This is a genomic window from Opitutus sp. sgz309028, from assembly GCF_059821195.1.
On record NZ_JCAMRR010000001.1, the window covers coordinates 1,563,162 to 1,586,317 of the forward strand.

Below are 23,156 nucleotides of genomic sequence, written 5' to 3' on the forward strand. Positions count from 1 at the left end.
GAATACTCTCATGAAAACCCTGCGTCTGATTCTTCTGCTCGCGACCGCCGCCTTGCCGCTGCTCGCGAGTGCCGCGAAGCCGCGCGTCTTCGTCCTCACCGACATCGAGAACGAGCCCGATGACGCGATGTCGATGGTGCGCTTTCTCACCTACGCGAACCAGTTCGACGTCGAGGGCCTCGTCGCCACGACGTCGATCCACCAGCAGAACCGCGTCGCGCCGCAACGGATCCGCCAGATCGTGACGGCCTACGGGAAGGTTCGCGATCAGCTCGAGCAACACGAGCGCGGCTTTCCTACCGGCGAACACCTGCTCGGCCTCGTCTCCGAAGGCCTCCCCGTCTACGGGCTGCTCGGCGTCGGCGAGGGCAAGGACTCGCCCGGCTCCGAAGCGCTCATCCGCGCGCTCGACCGCGACGACGCGCGTCCTCTCTGGGTTCCGGTCTGGGGCGGGCCGAGCGTGCTTGCGCAAGCGTTGTGGAAGATCCGCGCCGCGCGTTCGCCCGATCAGCTCGCCCGCGCCGTCGCGCAGCTCCGCGTCTACGCGATCTCCGACCAGGACGACTCGGGGCCGTGGCTGCGCCAGGAGTTTCCCGGACTCTTCTACATCGTGAGCCCGGGCTTCGGGACCGGCGGCGCCTACCACCACGCGACGTGGAGCGGCATCAGCGGCGACTATTTTCACGCGCGCTGCGCCGGCGCCGACTTCACCGTCGTGACCAACGAGTGGCTCGACCACCACATCCGCCGAAAAGGCCCGCTCGGCGCGGAGTATCCGCGTTGGGAATACCTGATGGAGGGCGACACGCCAAGCTTCCTCGGCTTGATCGGCAACGGCCTCAACGTCCCCGAACATCCCGACTGGGGCGGCTGGGGCGGACGTTACGAGCTCTACACGCCGCGTCCGCAGAAATGGCACCTTCATCCGGAAACGCGCCCGATCTGGACCGACTCCGACGACGAAGTGAAAGGCATCGACGGCCGCTGGCATGACACGAACCACGCCACGATCTGGCGCTGGCGCGAAGCCTTTCAAAACGATTTCGCCGCCCGGATGGATTGGACCGTGAAATCGCCGAAGGAAGCCAATCACCCGCCGCAACCCAGGCTCGGCCACGCCGCCCAACTGACCGCCAAACCCGGCGAGCGCATCGATCTCAGCGCCGAGGGAACAACGGATCCGGACGGCGACGCGGTTTCCTACGAGTGGTTCTATTACCACGAGGCTGGGACGTTCCCGCTCTCGAGCGGCCGCTCCGGTCAGCCGCTCGACATCCAGAATTTCGATCAGCCGAAAGCTTGGTTCACCGTTCCGACGAGCCGCGTCATGGCTCCGGGGACCGGCGCGATGCACATCATCCTCGCCGTCACCGATCACGGCAGTCCGCGGCTCACGCGCTACCAGCGCGTGATCGTCAACGTCGTCAACTAACCGCCGCCTTTGCCCCACCCCACACCCGTCATGCTCTCCCTTCGCCGTCATTCCCACGCGCTTCGCTGGTTCGCTGCGTTGCTCCTCACCGCCGCGTCTTCGGTGAACGCCGCATCATCCGGCGCGCCGACCGTTTTTGCGCCCGTGCCGGAAACGCTCTATGCCGGGGCGCCGTTCGATTTGCCGCGCGTGACCTTGCCGCAGATTCCGGCGCGAGCGGCGTCGATCGTCGACTTCGGCGCGATCGGCGACGGCCGAACGCTCAACACCGACGCGTTCGCGCGCGCCATCGGTCAGCTTGCCGATCAGGGCGGCGGCCGCGTCGTCGTGCCGCGCGGCATCTGGCTCACCGGCCCGATCGTGCTGCGCGATCGCATCGAACTGCACACCGAAGCCGGCGCCGTCGTGCTTTTCAGCCCCGACCGCACCCTCTACCCGCTCGTGGAAACGAATTTCGAGGGCGGACGCTCCATGCGCTGCCAGTCGCCGCTTTCGGCCAATGGCGCGCAACACATCGCGATCACGGGCGCTGGCGTGTTCGACGGTTCCGGTCAGGCCTGGCGCCCGGTAAAACGCGCCAAGCTCACCGAAGCGCAGTGGCGCGACTTGGTCGCCTCCGGCGGCGTGCTCGACGACAGCGGCCAGATCTGGTGGCCCAGCGCTGGCGCGCTGGCCGGTGCGCGCGGTGACGGGCGTTCCCGCGACGGTCGTCCGACTCGCGAGGATTTCGAACGCATCCGCGACTTCCTCCGGCCGGTGATGGTCAGCCTGCGCGAATGCCGGCAGGTGCTGCTCGATGGTCCCACGTTTCAAAATTCCCCCGCTTGGAATCTTCATCCGCTGCTCTGCGAGGACGTCGTCATCCGTCACGTCACCGTGCTGAACCCGTGGTATTCGCAAAATGGCGACGGCCTCGATCTCGACTCGTGCCGCAACGGCGTCGTCTACGGTTGCACGTTCGACGTCGGCGACGACGCCATCTGCCTGAAGTCCGGCAAGGACGCCGAGGGCCGCGCCCGGGGCCGGCCAACGGAGAACTTCGTCATCCGCGACAACGTCGTCTACCACGGCCACGGCGGCTTCATCGTGGGCAGCGAGATGTCCGGCGGCGTGCGCAACATCTACGCCGCCGATCTCACCTTCATCGGCACCGACGTGGGCATCCGTTTCAAAAGCACCCGCGGCCGCGGCGGCGTCGTGGAAAACATCCACATCGACGGCGTGAACATGCTCAACATTCCGACCGAGCCGATTCACTTCAATTTGTTCTACTCCGGCAGCGCGCCCGCCGAGGACGACGCCGCGACCGCCGATCCCGCCGACTACCTGAGCCGCTTCCCCGCCGTGTCCGAAACCACGCCGTCGTTTCGTCACATCACGATTCGCAATGTGATCTGCCGCGGCGCCGGCACCGCGATGTGGATCCGCGGCTTGCCCGAGATGCCGGTGCAAGACGTGCGTTTCGAAAACGTCCGGATCACCGCGACGCGCGGCGCCCGCCTGATCGACGTCGCCGGCATCCAGTTCGATCGCGTGCAGATCGAAGCCACCGAGGGACCGTTGCTGCAGCTGCAAAACGCCCAGAGCTTCATCGCCCGAGACACCGCGCTCGCGCGCACCGCGGGTTCCTCCGGGCCGCTCGACGTGCGCGTGGCCGGACCGCTTACGCGCGACGTCGATCTCCGCGGGCTGACTTCGCCCGGCGGACCGCTGGAGTTTCACGTCCTCTCCACGCTCCCGCCCGGTCGCGTGCAATTACCCAACCGCTAAACGCTCCCGCGCGCGGGATAAAACCCTCCCATCGTCATGCCGAAGAAAATCGTCAGCTGGATCGCGTATCTGCTCCTCACCGCCGGACTCAACGCCGACGAACTCCGTCCCCAAGCCGAGGCCGCGCTCACGAGAGCCGTCGCGTTTTTCCACACCCTCAACGCCCACGGCGGTTACGTTTACGCGGTGACGCCGGATTTGGCGCAGCGCTGGGGCGAGTCTCCGGCCGATGCCGATACGATCGAGGTGCAGCCGCCTGGCACGCCGGCCGTCGGCCAGTCGTTCCTACGCGCCTACCTCGCGACGGGCGACAAGGAAGCGCTCGCCGCCGCGCGCCACGCCGCGGACGCATTGATCCGCGGACAAAACCGGCACGGCGGTTGGGATCACACGATCGACTTCGCGGATCTGACCAACGAAACCGTCAGCCTCGACGACAACCAGAGCCAGTCCGCCGTCAGCTTCTTGCTGGCCCTGAACCAGGTCGCGCCCGACGAGCGACTCACCGCCGCCACGCAGCGCGCCGTGCAGATGATGCTCACGACGCAGCTGGCGAACGGCGGCTGGCCGCACCTGTATCCCGCGCGCGGCAACTACCACGATTTCGCGACATTCAACGACGCCGGCATCAACGACTGCGTGCGCGTGATGATCGAGGCGCACCGCGCCGATCCCAAGAACGCGGCGATAGAGCACAGCCTGCGGCGCGTCGCCCGCTTCATCGTGATCTCGCAACAGCCGCCGCCGCAACCGGGCTGGGCGCAGCAATACAACGAGTTTCTCCAACCCGCCTGGGCGCGCACGTTCGAGCCCGCGTCCCTCTGCCCCAGCGTGACCGTCCGCAACATCGGCACGCTGATCGATCTCTACCTCGCGCTCGGCGACGAGACCCTGCTCGAGCCGATCCCCGATGCGCTGCGCTGGCTGGGCGAAATCCGTCTGCCCAACGGCAAGTGGGCGCGCTTCGTCGAAATCGGCACGAACCACGCGCTCTACTACGACCGCGGCCGGATTCGCGTGAACAGCGTGGAGGAACTTCATCCCGAGCGCCGCACCGGCTACGGCTACGAGACCGACCTGTCCGACGCGATCGCCGCCGCGACCCGCCGTTACGAGAAAGCGCTGCGACTCGGCCGCGAGGGCCTGAAAAACGACGAGGAGCGCGCGCCGTCGCAGGAGAAGATCGTCCGCCGCCTGGACGAGTTGTCCGGCACGGTGAAGAAGATCATCGCCGCGCAGGACGCGTCCGGCGCGTGGATCACCCGCAACGACCGTTTCAAAAGCGAGGCGCCGAAGGGCCAGCGCTGGAACGGCGAGTATACGGTCACGGACCGCATCAGCAGCGGCGTCTTCAACCGCAACGTCGCGGCACTCTGCGACTACCTGGAGTTGAACGCGCGCCTGGAAAAACTCTGACGCGTCGGCGCCGCGCGCCTCGCGGACGAGATTGCCCCTATTTCCAGCCCGATTGCTCAGCCCCCCGGTTGCACCGGCCGCATCGTCACGATTCTACCGACTTCCTGGTCGCTCCTATCTTCTTAAACCTGCGGTAAACAGCGCTCGGCACCTGGAACCGCCTCCTTGAACTCGCCGAAAACGGGGAGAAGGCCCGCGCGGCGCTCCGGCCCGCCTTAGTTTTGCGCCAAAATCTGCAAGAATCCGGCGCGAAATCGCAGGCGGCTCCCGCTAGTATCGCGGTCCTTCCCGACCCCGCCGGGCTTCACTTTCGCGAGTGAGCGATCGGCACCGTCGCCCGCCATGACTCAATCCGCCCCTCTCGCCCTCGGCGTCATTTTCGGCAACCGCGATTTCTTCCCCGACAAGCTCGTGCCCGAAGCGCGCGCCGACATTACCAAGCGCTTCGGCCAGCTCGGCCTCGAAGCCGTGATGCTCGATCCCGCCGAGACCAAACTCGGCGGCGTGGAAACGCACCACGACGCCCGCGCCTGCGCCGATCTCTTCCGACGCCACCGTGACCGCATCGCCGGGATCCTCGTGTGCCTGCCGAATTTCGGCGACGAGAAGGGCATCGCCGACACCCTGAAGCTCGCCGGCCTCAACCTCCCTGTGCTCGTCCAGGGCTATCCCGACGATCTCGACAAACTCGACGTGATCCGCCGTCGCGACTCGTTCTGCGGCAAGATTTCCGTCTGCAACAATCTCCGCCAGGCCGGCATCGCCTATTCGCTCACGACGAAACACGTCGTGCACCCGCTCGACGCCTCGTTCCGCTCCGACCTGCAGGACTTCGTCGCCGTCTGTCGCGTCGTCCGCGGTCTGCGCGGCGTGCGGCTCGGCGCCGTCGGCGCCCGGCCGGGCGCGTTCAACACCGTGCGCTACTCCGAGAAGATCCTCGAGCGCCACGGCATCAGCGTCACCACCGTCGACCTCTCGGAAATCCTCGGCGCTGCCGCGAAGATCGGCGAAACCGACACACGGCTCCGCACCAAGATCGACGAGATCAACGCCTACGCCAACACCAGCGCGGTCCCGCCCGCGAAGCTCGTGCAGATGTCGCGCCTCGGCGTCGTCCTCGACGATTTCGTCGCCGCCCACCACCTCGACGCCACCGCCATCCAGTGCTGGACCTCCGTGCAGGCCAATCACGGCTGCAACGTCTGCACCTCGATGAGCATGATGAGCGAAGCCTTCCTGCCGAGCGCCTGCGAAGTCGACGTCACCGGCGTGCTCACGATGTATGCGATGCAGCTCGCCTCGGGCTCGCCGTCGGCCCTCGTGGACTGGAACAACAACTACGGGACGGACGCCGACAAGTGCGTCCTCTTCCACTGTGGCAACTGGGCGAAGTCGTTCCTCCCCGACATCACCGTCGCCACCGCCCCGATCCTCGGCTCCACGCTCGGTGTGGAAAACACCTGGGGCGCGCTCGACGGCCGCACGCCGGCGAGCCCGCTCACGTTCGGTCGTATCACGACGGACGATACTGCCGGTGTCATCCGCACCTACGTCGGCGAGGGCACGCTCACCAACGACGAGCTCAAAACCTTCGGCAACCGCGCCGTCGCCCACGTGCCGAAGCTGCAGAAGCTGCTGCATCATGTCTGCCGCGAAGGCTTCGAGCACCACGTCGTGATGAATGCCTCCCGCACCGCCGCCGTGCTCGCCGAAGCGTTCGAGACTTACCTCGGTTGGGAGTGCCACCACCACGAGCGCCCCGAAGCCTGAGCGCCGGCCGTCCCGCCGCGCGCGATTTGACGCTCCCGATGACCGATCTCGAACTCGCCCTCAAGGCCACGCACCTCCGCCGGAGGATGCTGCGGCTGATTCACGACGCCGGCGCCGGCCACACCGGCGGCGGTCTCTCGTGTCTCGATATTCTCAATACGCTCTATCACCGCGTGCTCCAGGTTTCGCCCGCGACCGTCGACTCCCCGACGCGCGACCGCTACGTCCAGAGCAAGGGCCACAGCGTCGAGGCACTCTACGCCGTGCTCGCGGACTGCGGCTTTTTTCCCGACGCCGATCTCGATACGGTCTGCCACTATCGCAGTCCCTATGTCGGTCACCCGACCCGCAAGATCGCCGGGATCGAAATGAATACCGGCGCGCTCGGCCACGGCTTGCCGATCTGCCTCGGCATGGCGCTCGCCGCGAAGCTGGATCGCGCGAGCTATCGCGTTTTCACGCTGCTCGGCGACGGCGAGCTCGCGGAGGGCTCCAACTGGGAAGCCGCGATGGCCGCCGCGCATCACAAGTTGGACAACCTCGTCGCCATCCTCGACCACAACACGCTCCAGATCACCGGCCCCACTCGCTACGTGATGTCGAACGAGCCGCTCGACGAGAAATGGCGCGCCTTCGGCTGGGAGGTCCGCTCGATCGACGGCCACGATTACGCGCAGCTCACCGCCGCGCTCACCACCCCGCCGCCTGCGGGCAAGCCGCTTTTCATCCTCGCCAACACCGTCAAGGGCAAGGGCGTCAGCTTCATGGAAAACGTCGGCAAGTGGCACCATGGCGTGCCGAGCGAGACCGAACTCGCGCAAGCGCTCGCGGAGCTCGCCGCCGCCGAGAAGAAACTTCAGGAGGCCGCCGCATGAGCGCGCCCGCTCCGTCGATGTTCACGCCCGCAGCGAAGGCCATGACGCAAAAGCTCGGCCTAAAAATGGGCCGCGCCAATCTCGAGGAGTTCGCCGCCACGCTGCAGTCGCTCGCGCTCGCCGATCGGAACATCGTCGCCGTCACCTCCGATTCGCGCGGCTCGGGCAAGCTCGCGCCTTTCGGCAAGGCGCTGCCGCAGCAAATCGTCGAAGTCGGCATCGCCGAGCAGAACCTCGTCGGCATCACGGCCGGCCTCGCGGCGTGCGGAAAAAAAGCGTTCGGCGTTTCTCCGGCGTGCTTCCTCACCGCACGCTCGCTCGAGCAGATCAAGAACGACCTTTGTTATTCGGACGTTCCCGGCGTGCTCGTCGGGATCAGCGCCGGCGTCAGCTATGGCGCGCTGGGTTCGACGCATCACTCGCTCCACGATCTCGCCGTGCTGCGGGCGATCCACAATCTCACGATTCTCGTGCCGGCGGATAATTTCGAGACGCGCGAAGCGATCCGCTACGCCGCGCGCGCGCCACGACCGGTGTTCGTGCGTTTCGGAAAGGCCGCGATGTTCGACCTGCACGCGCCCGGAACGAACTTCGAAGTCGGCCGCGCGCTCACGCTGCGCGAGGGCCGCGACGTTGCGTTTCTCGCCACCGGCGAAACCGTCGTCCACGCTCTACTCGCCGCCGCACAGCTCGCCGACGAAGGCATCGCCGCGCGCGTGCTGAGCCTGCCGTCGATCAAACCGCTCGACACCGACGCGGTGCTCGCCGCCGGCCGGGAGTGTCGCGCCGTGATCTCCGTCGAGGAGCATTCGATTCATGGCGGTCTCGGCGAGGCTTGTGCGTCCACGTTGCTGCAAGCCGGCCTCGCGCCGCGTTTCCAGATCGTCGGCCTGCCCGACGAAGACACGGTCACAGGCGCGCAGGCCGACATCTTCGGTCACTACGGTATTTCGATGGAAGGCCTGAGCGCGACCGCGCGCGCGCTGCTGTCCCGCTGACGCGGCTACTTATGTTTTTTCTCGCGCTCGATCAAAGCACGTCGGCCACCAAGGCGCTGCTCTTCGACGCCGCCGGGCAGACGCTCGATCGCGAAGCGCGCGACCACGCCCAGCATTATCCGCAGCCCGGCTGGGTGGAGCACGACGCGGAGGAGATCTGGGCCAACACCCTCACCGTCCTCCGCACGCTCGTCGCGCGACAAGCCGCGCGCGCCGCCGAGATCTTGAGCCTGTCGATCGCGAACCAGCGCGAGACGATCGTCATCTTCGACCGCGCCACGGGCCGGCCGCTCGCGCCCGCGATCGTGTGGCAGTGCCGACGCGGCGAACCGTTCTGCGCCGCGCTCGCGGCGGAGAAGGAGTTCGTGCACCGGAAAACCGGCCTCAAGCTCGATCCGTATTTCTCCGCGTCGAAACTGCAGTGGCTCGTGCAGCATCGTCCTGAGCTGCGTGGGCAACTCGAGTCGGGCGCCGCGCTGATCGGCACGATCGACGCGTATCTCATTTATCGTCTCACCGAGCGGCGGGTGTTCGCCACCGATTCCACCAACGCCAGCCGCACGCTGCTGTTCGATCTTCACACGCGCACCTGGGACGACGCGTTGTGCCGGCTCTGGCAGGTGCCGCGAAACGCGTTGCCCGAAGTGCGGGAAAGCTCCGCCACCTTTGGCGACACGACGCTGGAGGGCGCGTTGCCCGCACCGCTGCTGATTCGCGGCGTGATGGGCGATTCGCAGGCGTCATTGCTCGCGCAGGGCTGCATCGCACCGGGCGCGGCGAAGGTCACGTTCGGCACCGGTTCGTCGCTGCTGCTCAACGTCGGCGCGACGCCGTGCGCCGCGGGTCAGGGCGTGCTCACCGCGCTGGCGTGGGTGCTGCATGGCGAGCCGACGTATGCGTTCGAGGGCATCATCATTTCGTCGGGCTCGACGCTCACGTGGCTGCGCGATCAGCTCGGATTCGCCAGCGACATCGCGGCGATCGAGCAACTCGCCCAGGCCGCGCCGGACAATGGCGGTGTGTATCTCGTGCCGGCGTTCACCGGTCTCGGTCTGCCGTATTGGCAACCGAAGGCGAAGGCGGCGCTGCTGGGCTTGAGCAGTCACAGCGATCGGCGTCACGTCGCGCGCGCGGCGTTCGAATCGATTGCGTGGCAGATCCGCGACGCGCTCGAAGCGATGCGGCGCGATGCCGGCGTGCCGGTCGGCGTGCTGCACGGCGACGGCGGTCCGACCGCGAGCCGTTTCCTCATGCAGCTCACGGCGGATTTGACCGGCACGGAGCTGCACGTGTCGAATCTCGCCGACGGCTCCGCGTTTGGCGCGGTGCTTGCGGGTCAACCGCGGAGCGGCGCTCACGCATCGATGGTGCCGCGCCTGGAGCGTGCGCGCGAGGTGACCGTTTATCGTCCGCGGCTGCCCGCGGAGGACGCGCGCCGGTTGCACGGCGAATGGCAAGCGGCGGTCAGGCGCCTGCTGAACGAACGTTAACCGACGTCGCGTTCCTCGATGCGATTCGACCGGCGATAATCGCGCGGCGAGCAACCGCAGGTTTTGCGAAACGCGATGTTGAACCGGCTGATCGACGAGAACCCGGAGTCCGCCGCGACGTCGTTGATCTTCGCGTCCGACGTCGCGAGCAGGCGCTGTGCGTGCGACACGCGATGCTTCGTGATGTAATCGATGAGCGTCGTGCCAAGTGTCTTCTGGAAGAGGTTCATCGCGTAGTTTGGATGCAGGCCGACGACCTTCGCGATGCGCTCGACCGTGAGTTTTTCGAGGTAATGCTGGGCCACGAAGCACGCCATCCGCTCCGCCTTGCTGAGCCCGGCCGCGCTGAACGGCTTTCGCGTTTCTGCGTTCGTGCGCGACGGGACGCTCGCGCCGAGCCGAAGCAAGCGCGCCTGCATCTCCAGCAACACGGAGCGCTCGAGCGCCGGATTGTTTTCGCGGAGCACGGCTTCCCAGTGCGCAAAAAGCTGCGCGTCGAACACCGCGCGCTGACCGGAAGGCTCGTTGATCAGTGCGCCGGCGAGCAGCGGCTTCACGATGCTCGCGGGGAGCCGCCACTGCAGGAACCACGGCAGCGGAATCGTCGCGACGAAGTAGGACGGCTCGTCGTCGAAATCGATGATCTGGTGCGGCACCGCCGCCCAAAACACGCTCAGGTGCGCCGCGGTGACGGTGACCTTTCGCCCGCCGAGCAGGTAGGTGACGTTGCCCGATTTCAGGAAGTTCAACTCCACCTCGTTGTGGTGATCGGGCCGGAGCATCTTCGACGGTCGCCAGTGCACGCAGGTCAATCCGTAAGGCTCGAAGTCCGGGCGGGAGGGATCGAAGGAAAGAGGCGCAGGGGCTTTGACCATCGGATAAATTTTCGGCTCACCCGATGCTTGAGCGAATGTCGGGGAAGGCATCCATGGGCGTCGCGTCTTTTTCTGTGCGAGGCTCTCGCGTGTCAGCCAATTAATCGCTCACGATGCGCGCGCTCGCCGGCTTTCGCCCCGCCGCCACGCGCCCGCTTTTCCGTCATGATAAGTTTCGACCCCACTCGTCTGGATCTCACGCCGTATGGCTTCTCGTGTCAGCGATGGACGCCGGCAGTGATGCGTCGCGCGGACCGGCACAACGAGATCGAGCTGAATTTTCTCACCGACGGATGGATCACTTATCTCTTTGGCGGGAACCTGGTGCGGATCGAGCCGCGGCGGTTGACGGCGTTCTGGGCGGCGGTGCCGCACCAGATCGTCGATCATGGCAGTCAGGCGGATTACTTTGTGGTGACGGTTCCGCTTGGCTGGTTCCTGAGCCTGCGGCTGCCGGAGCGTTTCGTGCAGGCGCTGCTGCACGGCCAGGTGGTGGCGCCGCCGTCGTTTGCGCACACGGAACTGGAGCTCTCGCGATTGCAGGATTGGGAGCAGGATTTCGATTCGCCGGACCGCACGATGCAGAGCGCGGCGTTTCTGGAAATCGAAGCGCAGATCCGGCGTTTGAGCGCCTCGTATCTGGACGCGCCGGCGGCGTCCGCCGCGCGAGTGAAGCGGGCGGGGTTCATTCACGATGGCATTCTGCTCAAAGCCGAGCGGATGGCGCATCTCGTCGCGCTCGCTACACGGAGCAGGTCGATACGGAAACCTTCGCGCGCGAAATCTCGTTGGCGCCGAAGCAGGCGCTGAAGTTGTTTCACCTGGTGTTCGGCACGGGGCTGTCGCGTTTCACCACGGGATATCGGATTTTTCAGGCGCAGCGACTGCTGGTCACGTCGGACTTGCGGATCGTGGACGTTTCCGAGGCGTCGGGTTTCGGCTCGCTGGGCCGCTTCAACCGCGCCTTCCGCGAGTTCTGCGGCTGCTCGCCGCAGGATTATCGGAAACGTTTCTCGCTCGTCGCGGCGCCGCCAATCCGCGCTTGCACGTCGCGCCTCAAGCGCGGCGTTTAGGGTTTAGGTGGAACGTGCCAGCTCGTCGCCCAGCTCCGCCGCAGCATTCCTCACCCCAGCGACAATCGCTTCCGCCAACGCAGCGGGGAAGCTCGCGGGAATTCGCTTTTCGACCGAGCTCAGCACCGCGGGGGTTTGATCGACGAGTTCACGAACCAAAGCGGCCATGTCCGGCTCGCCGCAACGCTTTCCCGTCTCGAGCCAGTGTCGAAGGCGAATCGAACTCCATTGATAGTGCCGGTTCTTTCCTTCGACAGCCATGGCCATCTTTATCTTCTCTGGCGCCAGGCGGCCCCGCCCGCGACCGATCATTGGATACGCAGAAAGCACATCGTAACATGGCGTGAGGCGAAAGGCTCCGCGCGGCCGGAGAAACAAACTGAAATTCTTCGCGTGCCCGTCGATCGCGGCGAGCAGCCAGAATACGAGTTGCGTTCGGAGAAAATCACGTCGGTCAGCGGCCGCGTTTTCGGAAGTCAGGAGAACGTCCATGATCTTCCGGATGCCCGGGCCACCGTCACTTTCGTATTTGAAGGCCGGAGGAGTGCCGGTGGCCTGGCAGAAGTCTTCTTGAGGCAGACGCAGCCACCACTTTCCGCCCTCCGCGAGCCGACGGTCGAATCGCTCCACCACCAGGGTTTTGAAATCGTCGAACGTTTCGATCCGACACGGCGCGATCGCGAGGCCGTAAGTTTGGACAAGCTGGGCGCAGAGCCACTCGTTTTCGACGGAAGTGGTCAGATCGATGCCTTGTGAGCTTAGGCCGATCGGCAGTTTCAAGATGTGCGTGGTGGGCGTCGTGCCGGTCGGTCGTCGCCATCGTCCGCCGTGCCACAGCAACGCCGTCTTTTCCTGTGCTCCAGCGAGCGAGATCCGGAAACTATCCGCATCGTCGTCTTGGCCTAAAGACGGGTTGAGTGCAGATCCCAGCAACTCTGCGACGCCGGCCGAAGTGAGCGGATCGCCCGTGATTTTCCGAACATCGGGCGCAGGAGAATCTTCGTCTAGCAGTTGGAGCGCGCCCACACAGTCGCGCCCCACTTCCTGCAACAAATCGAAGGCCTGGATCGACGCAGTTCGGAAACGCCGCTGCAGACGTTCGCGGATGTGTCGGTTATCCGGAAGAAGGTTGTCGAAAAACGCCTCCACGTTGGCGCGATAGGGCTCGCGCGACGGACGCAGCGGCAGCGAAAGCGAAATGGGGCGGCTCGCCGGCGAGGCGAGCCACGCGTCGGCGTAGAGAAATTCCTGTGCTCCGGTGGCCGGAAGGCGCCAGTGGCCGACCAGCTCTCCGTTCATCCAGACTCCCAGTGCTCGGGATTTTTTCGCGCGGCCCATGGTGCTTACCAAGCCGCTTGTTTCCCTTGTGGCTGGCGCGGTCGCAGGACGACCTCCACGTCGAGTGCGGCGAGCAGTTTCAAAACGCGAGCCACACTGCTCCGGCCGGGATCGGACTCGATTTCCGAAACGGCATTCTGCGCCAGTCCGACCCGCGCCCCGACTTCGGCTTGGGTGAGCTGGCGTTCACGCCGAAAGCCCTTGAGCACCGCGCCAAGCTGCTGAGGTGTCTTGATGGGGTAGTCCATGATTATCGGTAAAACCGATAACGGAGAACAATCGATAAACAAGATAAAACAGATTTATCACTTTTACCGATTTCATTGCTTACAGCCTTTCACCGCCGACGTTCGTGATCTTGGCCAGTTCTGCGGCAGCTTGAAGATCCCGCTGAGGTTCAGGAGGCGCTTCGGAGCGACCGTCTTTTCATTGCTGACCATCGGTGGGGGAGCTCATCAGTGCGCTCGTTCTCCCCCGCACGAATCCCGACGATCGCTTGAACTCCGGTAAAAAACGCTGGGCGGACCCGCTCCACCCAGCGTTTCTCTGCGGCCAGTAGTGCGGCGCGCTCGTAGGATAGCCGACGTTCGTCCTAGTGATCGGAAGCATGCAGCCGCGAAAGCAACGGAGCGCAAGAAAGCGAGACTCGAGCGTCAGGATTTCAGCCGGAGTGAAGGGCGAACAAACATGGCCAACGGGGAGACCATCTGCTCTCCCCTGGGGGGGGCCTCGCTGGAAGTGGAAAATTCTGGCTGTCTTTCTGAATCATTATTGCACGGCAGAATTTTTACGCAAAGCATCTGCGCCTCTAGCTTCCATCCAGCGCCGATCAAGCTCCAGCCCCCGATCGGCTTATCATGTTTCGCTTCATTCATACTGCCGACTGGCAGCTGGGCGCACGTTTCGCCCAATTCAGCGCGAGAGCAACCCACCTCCGCGAAGCCCGTCTCGCCACACTGAAACGCACGCTCGATCTCGCCGTGCAGCAAGAAGCCGACGCCTTCCTCATCGCTGGCGATCTCTTCGAGGACAACCAAGTGGACGACGCGCTCGTTACGTCCGCCGTCGGTCTCTTCCGCGCTTTCCCCGCGCTGCCCATCTACATCCTCCCTGGCAACCACGACCCGCACACCGGCCCCGATTCCGTCTGGCAACGCAAGGCCTTCCTCAACGTTCCGTCCAACGTCCACGTTCTCCGCGAAGCCGGCGTCACCGATCTCGGCGACGACACCTTCCTGCTCGCTTCTCCGCTTCATCAAAAACTCTCCACCACCGATCCCAGCCTAAAGCTCGGCGAACTCGCTGCCGGACTCCCACGCGACGCCGTCAAGATCGGCATCACTCACGGTGCCCTTGCCATCGAGGCTAAACACCAGCCCAACGATTTTCCCATCGCGCTCAACGCCGCCACGCGCGCCGGTCTCGATTACCTCGCCATCGGTCATTGGCACAACTGGCTGCCCGATACCGACGGCGGTCGCATCGTCATGCCGGGCACTCCCGAACCCGACCGCTTCGCCAACGATGCCAGCGGTCACGTCGCGCTTGTCGAGATCCTTGCGCGTGGCCAGACGCCCCGCGTGCAACCGATTCCCGTCGCCACCCTCACGTGGCGCTCGCTCTCGTTTGATTTCCTCACCGCCGAAGCCTCGCGCGCCAGCCTCGCCGCTACGCTTAACGACCTGAAACCCACCGCGGCCAATACGGTGTTGCGCGTCACCCTCACCGGCATCGCCTCACCCTCCGCGCTTGCCGAGACGCGCGCCTGGCTCAACCCGATCCTCGCCACTTTCCTGGTCGACCAAGTCGTCGACCGCACCCGCGTCGCGCTCACCACCGCCGAGCTCGCCGATTTCCAAGCCCGCCATCCGATCCTCGCCCAAGTCCTCGCCGACGTCGATCGCCTCGAAACTTTCGCCGGCGGGACCACGCCAACAATCGCGCCCGGGTCCGCCGGCGCCGCGACCGCCCCTTCGCATTCTGCTGCCGATCCGCTCTCGCTCGCCGAGGCCCAAAAACTCCTCGCCCCCTCCCGTATCGATCTCGCTCAGCTTACGCCCGAGTTCTTCGACCAGCTCCGCCAGACAGTTTTCCAAACGCTTCAGGAGGTCACTCGATGATCCTCCATTCCATCCAGCTCACCTACGTCGGCCGCTTCCGTTCCACCGTCCAGCTCGGTCCCTTTGCCCCCGGCCTCAACGTCCTCGCTGCGCCCAACGAATCCGGCAAATCCACCTCGCTCCAAGCTGCCGCTCGCGCCCTCTTCGATCGCCACACCACCAAGAGCGAAGAGCTGAAAGTCCTCCAGCCCGCCGGCACCGATCTCGCGCCGACTATCGCCGTCGATTTCGAGACGCGCGCCGGCCGTTTCCTCATCGAGAAAACCTTTCTCAACTCGCCGCGCAGCAAGCTCAGCCAGTGGCAATCCGGCTCCTGGCAGCTCATCGCCGACGCCGACCAGGCCGACCAGCGCGTCAACACGCTCCTCCAGTCCACGCTCCCCGGCCGCGGCGCCACCAAGCCCGAACATTGGGGTTTCCTCGGTTTCCTCTGGGCTCGCCAAGGCGAACCCGCCGCCTGGCCCGGTCTTGACGACGAAGCCGTGGGCCAACGCATCCGCGCCCGCCTCGCCCGCGTCGAACTCGATCCTGTCATCGAACAACTTCGTGCCCGTCTCTCCGCCAGCGCTGATTCCATCCTCACCTCCGGCGGCAGACCCAAGACCGGTGGCCCCCTCGCCACCGCCGAGGACGACCTCGCCGCCATCGAGGTGCAGCTCGATGGCCTCCGCCAGACCCGCGCCAATCTCGAAGTCACCCACCAGCGCTACCACCAAGCCGAGGCCTCTGTCGCCCAATTGGAAAAAGAGCTCGCCGACCGCACCGCGCTCGCCAACCAGCTCCGCGAACAGACCCTCACTGCCGAACGCCTGCGCGGCGAACTCGACGCCCGCCGCCAAGCCCTCGCCACCGCGCAAGAAAAACTCGCCGCGCTCGCTGCCGATGCCGACGTCCTCGCCACTCGCCGCACCGCCCTCGCGACCACGCAAAAAGAACTCGTCACTGCCGAAGCCGCCGCCACCTCCGCCGAGCAATCCCTCGCCCAAGTCCGAGCCCGCCTCGACCCCGCCCAAGCCGAGGCGCCCAAACACGAGAACCACCTGAGCGCCCTCCGCGTCGAACACCAGCGACTCCAATCCCTCCTCAAACTCCGCGAATATACCGCCGCCGCCGCGACGCTCGCCAGGCAAGTCGCCAAAGCCGAAGCCGCCACCGCGGAGGTTGCCGCGCTCGAGGCCCGCCGCACCAAACTTCCCAAGCTCACCCAAGCCAGGCTCAACAAGCTCGAAGCCCTCGCTGCCTCCGTCCACACCCTCCGCACCCAACTCGAAGCCCTCGGCCTCACTGTCGAACTCACGCCCGATCACGACACAACTGTCGTTTCTGATCCTCAGGTTTCAGGTCTCAATTCTCAGGTTTCGCTCGCCTCCGGCGAGTCCTACCGCCTCCACCGCCCGCAATTCCTCGATCTCCACCTCGCCGGTTGGGGCCGAATCGCCATCCGCTCGGGCGCCCAAGACGCTCAAAACGCCGCCGCCCAACTCGCCGCCACCGAAACCGAACTCCGCGAAGCCTTGCAAGCCGCCGAGATCGCGAGTGTGGACACGGCCCGCGAAGCCGTCGCCACCGCCAAAGAACTCGATTCTCAGATCAAGATCGCGACCGCGGCCCTCAAACCTCACCTCGGAGAACACGATTCGCTCGCCGCCCTCCGCGAAGCCGCCGCCACCATCGCTCGCCGGGCGGACGCCCTCACTACCACGCTCTCGCCCACCGCCCCCGAGAGCGCCCTCAGCCTCACCGAACTAGAAACCGCCGAGGCCAGCCATGAACAGGCCCTGCCCGCTGCCGAGAAAACGCTCAAAGCGTTCAGCAAACAACTCGACCAGCTCCGCGCCGAAGAACGCGCCGCCGCTCAATCCGTACAAAGTGCCACCAAGCTCGTCGGCGAACACCGCGCCCGCCTCCGCACGCTCGAATCCCAGATCGCCGACCTCACCGCCCGCTACCCCGAAGGCATCGATTCCGCCAGGACATCGTCGCTGATCAACGCTTGGAGAAAATCCGGCTCATCGAAAACACCATTGAGGGCTATGTCCGTGAGAGCTTCAGCAACATCAAGCTCGAACTAGAGATTCCTCCGCCGAGAATTGAGGCCATCCTCTCAACCACTCGTATTCTAGCCGATGATGGCACTCAGGGTGGCCTTGAGACCAAGGGCGATGGACTTCGCCGCATGGTCGTTTTCGCGATCTTACGGACCTAGCATAAGACGCTACCGGGAGTTCTTCGCGTTGTTTAACGTAGCGGTCTATGTGGTCGCCGATCTAGACCTGCTTTTAAAGGGTTTTAGAATTCTAAACGCGGATGCGGCACTCCAAAAGATGCAGACAGACTTAATCGCTTTGCTGGATCATGAAATCACTGCGGTTGCGGCGAAAAACACCCAGGAGCTCAAAGAGGCCAATAGGAGCGGCGAGATCAAGGTCCTCTGGGCCCGGGCCAAGTCCGCCAAAGCCGCTTACGACAAGGATCGCACGCCGGAGAACCTTGCGACGATGACCAATGCTGTTGACGCGTTCTTCGCTTGGGAAGCCAACGATGAGCGTCTGCGACTCTTGAGCGTATCGACGACACCTGAGGTCATCGCAGCCAAACACGCGCTCCTGGAAGAACTGCGAAAGCAGAACGTCTTTGTTCTCTCGCGTGGAGCTATTGAGGAATATTATACGCCATCAATCGTTGGTGGAGAAAAGCCTGCCCGCGCTCAGCAGTTTCGAAGGGAGATCACGACTAAGGAAGCTATCTTGGCGTGCTGCGATAATTTGCCGCACCTGGATGGGACATGCTCGGAATTTGAACTGATTCTTAAGCCTATTTTTTCCTGACCATGTCTGAAGCCACCTTAGCATTAGCCTACGACTCGGCTATAAATTACGCCTTCCAGCAGAATGCGATTCCGGTCGTCAAAGAGCTGCGGTTTCAGAATGACGGCGTTGCCCGCAGAGATCTCGCCATTCGCGTCTCCACCGAGCCAGCATTCGCGACTCCGGCGGAGGTTCGCATCCAAGCCATCGAGCCCCACGGCGAGTTTCGCGTTTCGCAGCTCGATCTGAAGCTCGGTCACGATTTCCTCGCGGGGCTCAACGAGAAGGTCGCCGGCTGGCTCAAGGTTGAAGTCATCGCCAGCGACACGGTGCTTTGCTCGCGCACCGAGTCGATCTCGCTGCTCGCGCGCAACGAGTGGTGCGGTCTCGTGTCGTTGCCGGAAATTCTCGCTGCCTTCATCCTGCCTAATGATCCGGCGCTCATGCCGATCCTTGGCCGTGCGTCGGAATTGCTTCGCGATGCCACCGGACGCGGCGCGCTCAACGGTTACCAGGACAAAAATCGCAAACGCGCATGGGAACAGGTTGCCGCCATCTACAAGGCCGTCGCCGAACTCGGCATCCGCTACATCAATCCGCCCGCCAGCTTCGAAAACACCGGCCAGAAGGTGTCCTTCCCTTCGCAGGTCGTCGCGGAGCGGTTCGGCACCTGCCTCGATCTCACGCTGCTCTTCGCCGCCAGTTGCGAACGCGCCGGGTTGCATCCGCTCATGCTCATGCACGAGGGCCACGCCTATGCGGGTTGCTGGTTGGAGGAACGGACCTTTCCCGACTCGACAGCGGACGGCTCCGACGCGCTTCAGCAGATTCGCAAACATGAGACTGAATCGCTGATCACGGTCTTTGAGACCACCCTGGTCGCGAGCGAATCGCCGGGAGTGCTGAACGACGCCGAGCGCGCCGCCCGCGCGCACTTGCACACGGAGAAACCGTTTCGGCTAGCGCTCGATGTTCACCGCGCCCGCATCGCTCGCATCGTGCCGCTGCCCATTCCCGGGCAGCGAGCCGCCGACGCGACGAACAGTCGGGTCTCGGTCGATATCGTCGACGGTATCGGCGACCGCGTCTTCGTCGATCCACTCGATCCGACCGCAAACGCCGCCGCCAGACCCGCCACGCGCGTCGACCAATGGAAAAGCCGCCTGCTCGACCTCAGCTTACGCAACCGGCTCCTGAATTTCAAAGAGACCAGATCCACCATCCGGATTCTCTCGGCTGCGCCCGAACACGTGGAGGACGAACTCGCGGCCGAGAACGAACTCGCCTTACGTCCCAAGCCGAAGCTCATGAGCGAGGACGACCCGCGTCACGGCGCGACGATGTCCCGTCAACAGCGCGCCGACGCGCTTGCCGCGCATCTTGCCGATGAATTGACGCACGGCAGGCTGCACACCCATCTCGACGAATCCGAACATGCTCGTCGGCTCACCGAGTTGTTTCGTGCCGCTCGCAACGCCCTCGACGAAAACGGCACCAACACGCTCTTCGCTGCCGTCGGTATTCTCGAGTGGCGCGAGACCGAGCATAGCGATCGCGTCCTCCGCGCACCTTTGCTCCTCGTGCCCGTCGAGCTGAAGCGCAAGTCGGTGCTCGAAGGCTTTGCTCTCCGCCGCATCGACGAAGAAACGCGCCTCAATGTCACCCTGATGGAGATGCTGCGGCAGAATTTCCAGAAGGACATCGCCGGCCTCGACCCCTTGCCCGAGGACGACAGCGGCGTGAACGTCGCTCGCGTATTCCAGATTTTCCGCGACGCGGTGCGCGATCTGCCCGGCTGGGAAGTGAAAACCGAGGTCTGGCTCGGGCAGTTTTCCTTCACCAAATTTCTCCTCTGGAAGGATCTCTCCGACCGGCTCGACGACCTCACGCGTAATCGGATCGTCAACCACCTGATCAACGAGGCCGGCACACCCTACGACAATCCCCCTGACGACATCCGGCCGCCCCAACTCGACGATCAGTTCCATCCGCGTGATGTGTTTTGTCCGCGCAGCGCCGACTCGTCCCAACTTGCCGCGGTTATGGCTGCAGCGGCCGGACACGACTTCGTGCTCGAAGGGCCGCCGGGCACCGGAAAATCGCAGACCATCACCAACATTATCGCCCACTGCCTCGCGCACGGGAAACGCGTGCTCTTCGTGGCCGAGAAACGCGCCGCTCTCGACGTCGTTCACCGTCGCTTGCGTGAGGAAGGGCTGGAGCCCTTCTGCCTCGAACTCCATTCCAACAAAGTCGGGAAGGCCGACGTCCTCGCCCAGTTCGAGCGCAGCCTGAAATTCGTAGCTGAAGAGAGTGCCACCGACTGGGAACACCGCGCCGCTGAGCTGGAGCGCTTGCGCTTCAGCCTGAACGCCTACACGCGCGCTCTACACCGACGCACGCCTTGTGGCCTGAGCGCGCACGCCTGCTTCGACTACCTTCTTCCGCGTCAGAATGAGCCGACCGTTCGGCTCGACAACTGGCCGGCTATTTTCGAAACGACCGCCGCGAAGCTGGATGAAACGCGTCAGCTCGCACGGCAACTCCAAGAGCGGTCGCGCGCCGTCATGCCGTTGCATGACCATGCATTGGCTCCGCTCGCCTGCGAGGAGTGGTCGCCCGCCTGGGCCGAACGCACGCTCGCCCGCATCGGTGAACTGGCCACGCACTGCACCGCCGCGATTGACGCCACGCACGAACTGCGGACTTGGCTGCGTTGCCCGGACAACTCGGCCACTCGTCAGCAACTTCATCACCTTCGCGATCTGATTGAAAGTCTGCTGGCGCCACAACCGGTTGGCCCCGCGTTTGCCACCACACCGTGGAACCAATTGGTAACCGACCTCGATCGGTGGATCTCACACACCGCAGAGCGTGCCGAACTACGTGCCAAACTTCGCCACATTCACGTGCGGCCTAGCACTGGTGGCGCGCCCGTGGTGTGCGAGACGTGGACCGACGCGGAATCGGAAATGAATGTGGCACGCGCCCGCGATCTGATTGCGCTGGCAAAAACGGCCATCGGAGCGACGCATGAATTGCACGAGTGGCTCAAGACACCCCGGTCTGACTCGACGCGTGCGGAATTGGCAAACCTGCTGGCTCTGGTTGAAAGCATTGTCGGCGCGGCCCCTGTGACCGCCGCATTTGTTATCACGGCTTGGCCTGAATGGGTCACTCGCTTCGACCGGTGGCTTGGCTGGATCAACGAACGTGTGGAACTGCGTTCCTCGCTGGCCGGCTATGACGAAGCCAAATTGCTCGCGTTGGATCTGGATACGCTGAAGCAAAAATGGGAATCCGGCCGCAACGCTTGGTTTCTCATGAAGTGGCTTCGTGTCGGCTATGTCCGCCGACATCTCCGCACCGCACGGTCGGACCAAGCCAAGCCGGAAGTCGGCACCTTGGACGCAGTGATCACGGCTGCATTGCGCCTCCGCACGGTGAACGCCGAGCTGGCCGGCGCGCGCAGCGATGCGGAAAAAATGCTTGGCGATCGAATCTGGGCCAACGGAGAGCCCGATGCGAACTATCTGGCTGCGGTGCGCGCTTGGGGCGCCACCCTCCATGAACAACTGCTCAGCCTCGCCGGTGACGACACGGATTGGCTGGAGGTGCTGCGTCAGCTACTCGGGAGGCTTTTCGCCGAAGGGCTCGCAAGCTTTGCGCCTGAAACGCCGATTGGTCGCCGCCTCGCGCGCTTTCAAGATGCCACTAAGAAATTCACCATCGCTTACGAACCGCTAACGGCGTCGGCTGCCTTGCGTCGCGAAGAATTCGATACCGTGCCGGGTCACCTCGCGGCGGTGGTGTCTGGACTGGAGTTGTTCGTGCTTACGGCACCGCGACTGCGCTCAATTAATACCGAGCTGGGGTCGTCAGCCCCTACCGCGCAAGCATGTCTCGGTGTGCTTTGGGCGAAAGGCGAACCTTCGCCCGATGCGCTTTCGGAAGCCCGACAGTGGGGCGAAATGCTTCACGCTCGGATGCTCGCGTGCGGAGGGGACGATTTGGTCTGGCTTGGCCAACTGCGCCAGCTCCTCGCCACGTTGTTCAGCGAAGGTCCCGCAGTCTACGCACCGAGCACCGGCATCGGAGCACGGCTCACGCGCTATTGTGGCGCGCTGAACGCGTTCGAAACGGAAATGGATCGATTCACCGCAGAGGTGAAACTGCGTCGAGCTACAGTGGACAGCGCACCCGACTACCTCGGCGCCGTGCGGGCGCTGACTGAGCGACTCCCGTTCGCGTGGCGCCAGGTCCGCGAATGGTGCTCATGGCAGAAGGCGCGTAGAGCAGCAGTGGATACGGGTCTTGAACCGGTGATCGCCAAACTGGAATCCCCTGACGGAGCAACGCTGGACGTGCCTGGCTTGTTTGAGCGGAGTTACCGGAAGGCCCTCCTTTTCGCCCTGATTGAACGCGAAACCGCGTTGCGTGAATTCTTCGGTCGCGAACACAACGAGCGCATCGAACGCTTCCGCGAGCTGGACGAAAAGATCGCTGGGCTTTCGCGCGAACTCATCCGCGCTCGTCTGGCGACCGGCATCCCACGCGACCAAGGCATCGGCGACGTGCCGAAGACGGAGATCGGTCTGCTTCGCAAAGAACTCGGCAAGAAGATGCGCCACATCCCGGTGCGTCGTTTACTGGCGGGCATCCCCAAGCTGTTGCCTCGGCTCAAACCCTGTGTGCTGATGAGTCCGCTTTCCGTTGCACAATACTTGGAAGCCTCCCACGAGACCTTTGACGTGGTGATCTTCGACGAGGCTTCGCAAATCCCGGTGTGGGACGCGATCGGTGCCATTGCACGCGGCAAACAGTTGATCGTGGTCGGCGATCCCAAGCAGCTTCCACCGACGAACTTCTTCAGTAGCGCCGGCAACGACGACGAAGACGACCTGACACCCGAAGCCCACAAGGACCTGGAGAGTGTGCTCGACGAACTCATGAGTCATCAGGTGCGCCACAAACGCCTGCAATGGCACTACCGCAGCCGTCACGAAGGCCTCATCACTTTCAGCAACCGACAGTATTACGAGAACGACCTGCTCACCTTCCCTTCGCCGGAGTCATCTTCGGCGTTCGGCGCGTCGTAGACGGCTTTCAAGCGCCGGGCGATGGGCTGCCGATCCTGCCAGGAACAGAACGACAACGAGTGCCGCAGCAGATGGACGATGCAAGTCTGCACC

16 protein-coding genes and 1 pseudogene are annotated in these 23,156 nt (G+C 64.3%); 13 read left to right on the top strand and 4 right to left on the bottom strand.

What is annotated here, in order from left to right:
- Positions 1-10 precede the first annotated feature (10 nt).
- The 7 genes from AC6RV7_RS05940 (at position 11) to AC6RV7_RS05970 (ending at position 9,751) form a co-directional block, all read left to right on the top strand.
- On the top strand, positions 11-1,432 hold the full coding sequence (locus AC6RV7_RS05940; protein WP_500092988.1) for a DUF1593 domain-containing protein: 1,422 nt from the start codon (positions 11-13) through the stop codon (positions 1,430-1,432).
- A gap of 30 nt (positions 1,433-1,462) precedes the next feature.
- Positions 1,463-3,202, top strand: coding sequence for a glycoside hydrolase family 28 protein (locus tag AC6RV7_RS05945; RefSeq protein WP_500092989.1), 1,740 nt, complete (start codon positions 1,463-1,465; stop codon positions 3,200-3,202).
- Positions 3,203-3,238: 36 nt separating this feature from the next.
- On the top strand, positions 3,239-4,618 hold the full coding sequence (locus tag AC6RV7_RS05950) for a pectate lyase (RefSeq protein ID WP_500092990.1): 1,380 nt from the start codon (positions 3,239-3,241) through the stop codon (positions 4,616-4,618).
- A 342-nt stretch (positions 4,619-4,960) separates the two neighbouring features.
- Positions 4,961-6,388, top strand: coding sequence for an L-fucose/L-arabinose isomerase family protein (locus AC6RV7_RS05955; protein ID WP_500092991.1), 1,428 nt, complete (start codon positions 4,961-4,963; stop codon positions 6,386-6,388).
- A 38-nt stretch (positions 6,389-6,426) separates the two neighbouring features.
- Positions 6,427-7,263, top strand: coding sequence for a transketolase (locus AC6RV7_RS05960; RefSeq protein WP_500092992.1), 837 nt, complete (start codon positions 6,427-6,429; stop codon positions 7,261-7,263).
- Complete coding sequence (locus tag AC6RV7_RS05965) at positions 7,260-8,261, top strand: transketolase family protein (protein ID WP_500092993.1); 1,002 nt, start codon at positions 7,260-7,262, stop codon at positions 8,259-8,261. The genes AC6RV7_RS05960 and AC6RV7_RS05965 overlap by 4 nt, the downstream gene beginning before the upstream one ends.
- 11 nt (positions 8,262-8,272) lie before the next feature.
- A complete protein-coding gene (locus tag AC6RV7_RS05970; protein WP_500092994.1) occupies positions 8,273-9,751 on the top strand; it encodes an FGGY family carbohydrate kinase in 1,479 nt (492 codons plus the stop codon).
- Here AC6RV7_RS05970 and AC6RV7_RS05975 read toward each other — a convergent pair.
- The gene (locus AC6RV7_RS05975) at positions 9,748-10,626 is read right to left on the bottom strand and encodes a helix-turn-helix domain-containing protein (protein ID WP_500092995.1); all 879 of its coding nucleotides are present in this window, start codon (positions 10,624-10,626) and stop codon (positions 9,748-9,750) included. The genes AC6RV7_RS05970 and AC6RV7_RS05975 overlap by 4 nt on opposite strands.
- Positions 10,627-10,791: 165 nt before the next feature.
- Here AC6RV7_RS05975 and AC6RV7_RS05980 point away from each other — a divergent pair, with 165 nt between their 5' ends.
- Positions 10,792-11,436 carry a hypothetical protein gene (locus AC6RV7_RS05980; RefSeq protein WP_500092996.1) on the top strand — a complete coding sequence of 215 codons (645 nt, stop codon included), beginning with the start codon at positions 10,792-10,794 and terminating at the stop codon, positions 11,434-11,436.
- Entirely contained in the window at positions 11,415-11,699 is a 285-nt protein-coding gene (locus AC6RV7_RS05985; RefSeq protein ID WP_500092997.1) for a helix-turn-helix domain-containing protein, read from the top strand. The genes AC6RV7_RS05980 and AC6RV7_RS05985 overlap by 22 nt, the downstream gene beginning before the upstream one ends.
- 3 nt (positions 11,700-11,702) lie before the next feature.
- On the opposite strand, the gene AC6RV7_RS05990 is transcribed toward AC6RV7_RS05985, so the two are convergent.
- Entirely contained in the window at positions 11,703-13,037 is a 1,335-nt protein-coding gene (locus tag AC6RV7_RS05990; protein ID WP_500092998.1) for a type II toxin-antitoxin system HipA family toxin, read from the bottom strand.
- A gap of 5 nt (positions 13,038-13,042) precedes the next feature.
- Entirely contained in the window at positions 13,043-13,285 is a 243-nt protein-coding gene (locus AC6RV7_RS05995; RefSeq protein ID WP_500092999.1) for a helix-turn-helix domain-containing protein, read from the bottom strand.
- Positions 13,286-13,894: 609 nt separating this feature from the next.
- On the opposite strand from AC6RV7_RS05995, the gene AC6RV7_RS06000 reads away from it, so the two are divergent.
- From AC6RV7_RS06000 to AC6RV7_RS06015, 4 genes are all read left to right on the top strand, one after another.
- On the top strand, positions 13,895-15,157 hold the full coding sequence (locus AC6RV7_RS06000) for a metallophosphoesterase family protein (protein WP_500093000.1): 1,263 nt from the start codon (positions 13,895-13,897) through the stop codon (positions 15,155-15,157).
- Complete coding sequence (locus tag AC6RV7_RS06005; RefSeq protein ID WP_500093001.1) at positions 15,154-17,229, top strand: hypothetical protein; 2,076 nt, start codon at positions 15,154-15,156, stop codon at positions 17,227-17,229. Before AC6RV7_RS06000 ends, AC6RV7_RS06005 begins: the two co-directional genes overlap by 4 nt.
- 90 nt (positions 17,230-17,319) lie before the next feature.
- Entirely contained in the window at positions 17,320-17,985 is a 666-nt protein-coding gene (locus AC6RV7_RS06010) for a hypothetical protein (protein WP_500093002.1), read from the top strand.
- Between the two features lie 716 nt (positions 17,986-18,701).
- On the top strand, positions 18,702-23,063 hold the full coding sequence (locus tag AC6RV7_RS06015) for a DUF4011 domain-containing protein (RefSeq protein WP_500093012.1): 4,362 nt from the start codon (positions 18,702-18,704) through the stop codon (positions 23,061-23,063).
- Here AC6RV7_RS06015 and AC6RV7_RS06020 read toward each other — a convergent pair.
- A pseudogene (locus tag AC6RV7_RS06020) lies at positions 23,054-23,156 on the bottom strand (transposase); the annotation flags it as partial. The gene AC6RV7_RS06015 and the pseudogene AC6RV7_RS06020 sit on opposite strands and share 10 nt — an antisense overlap.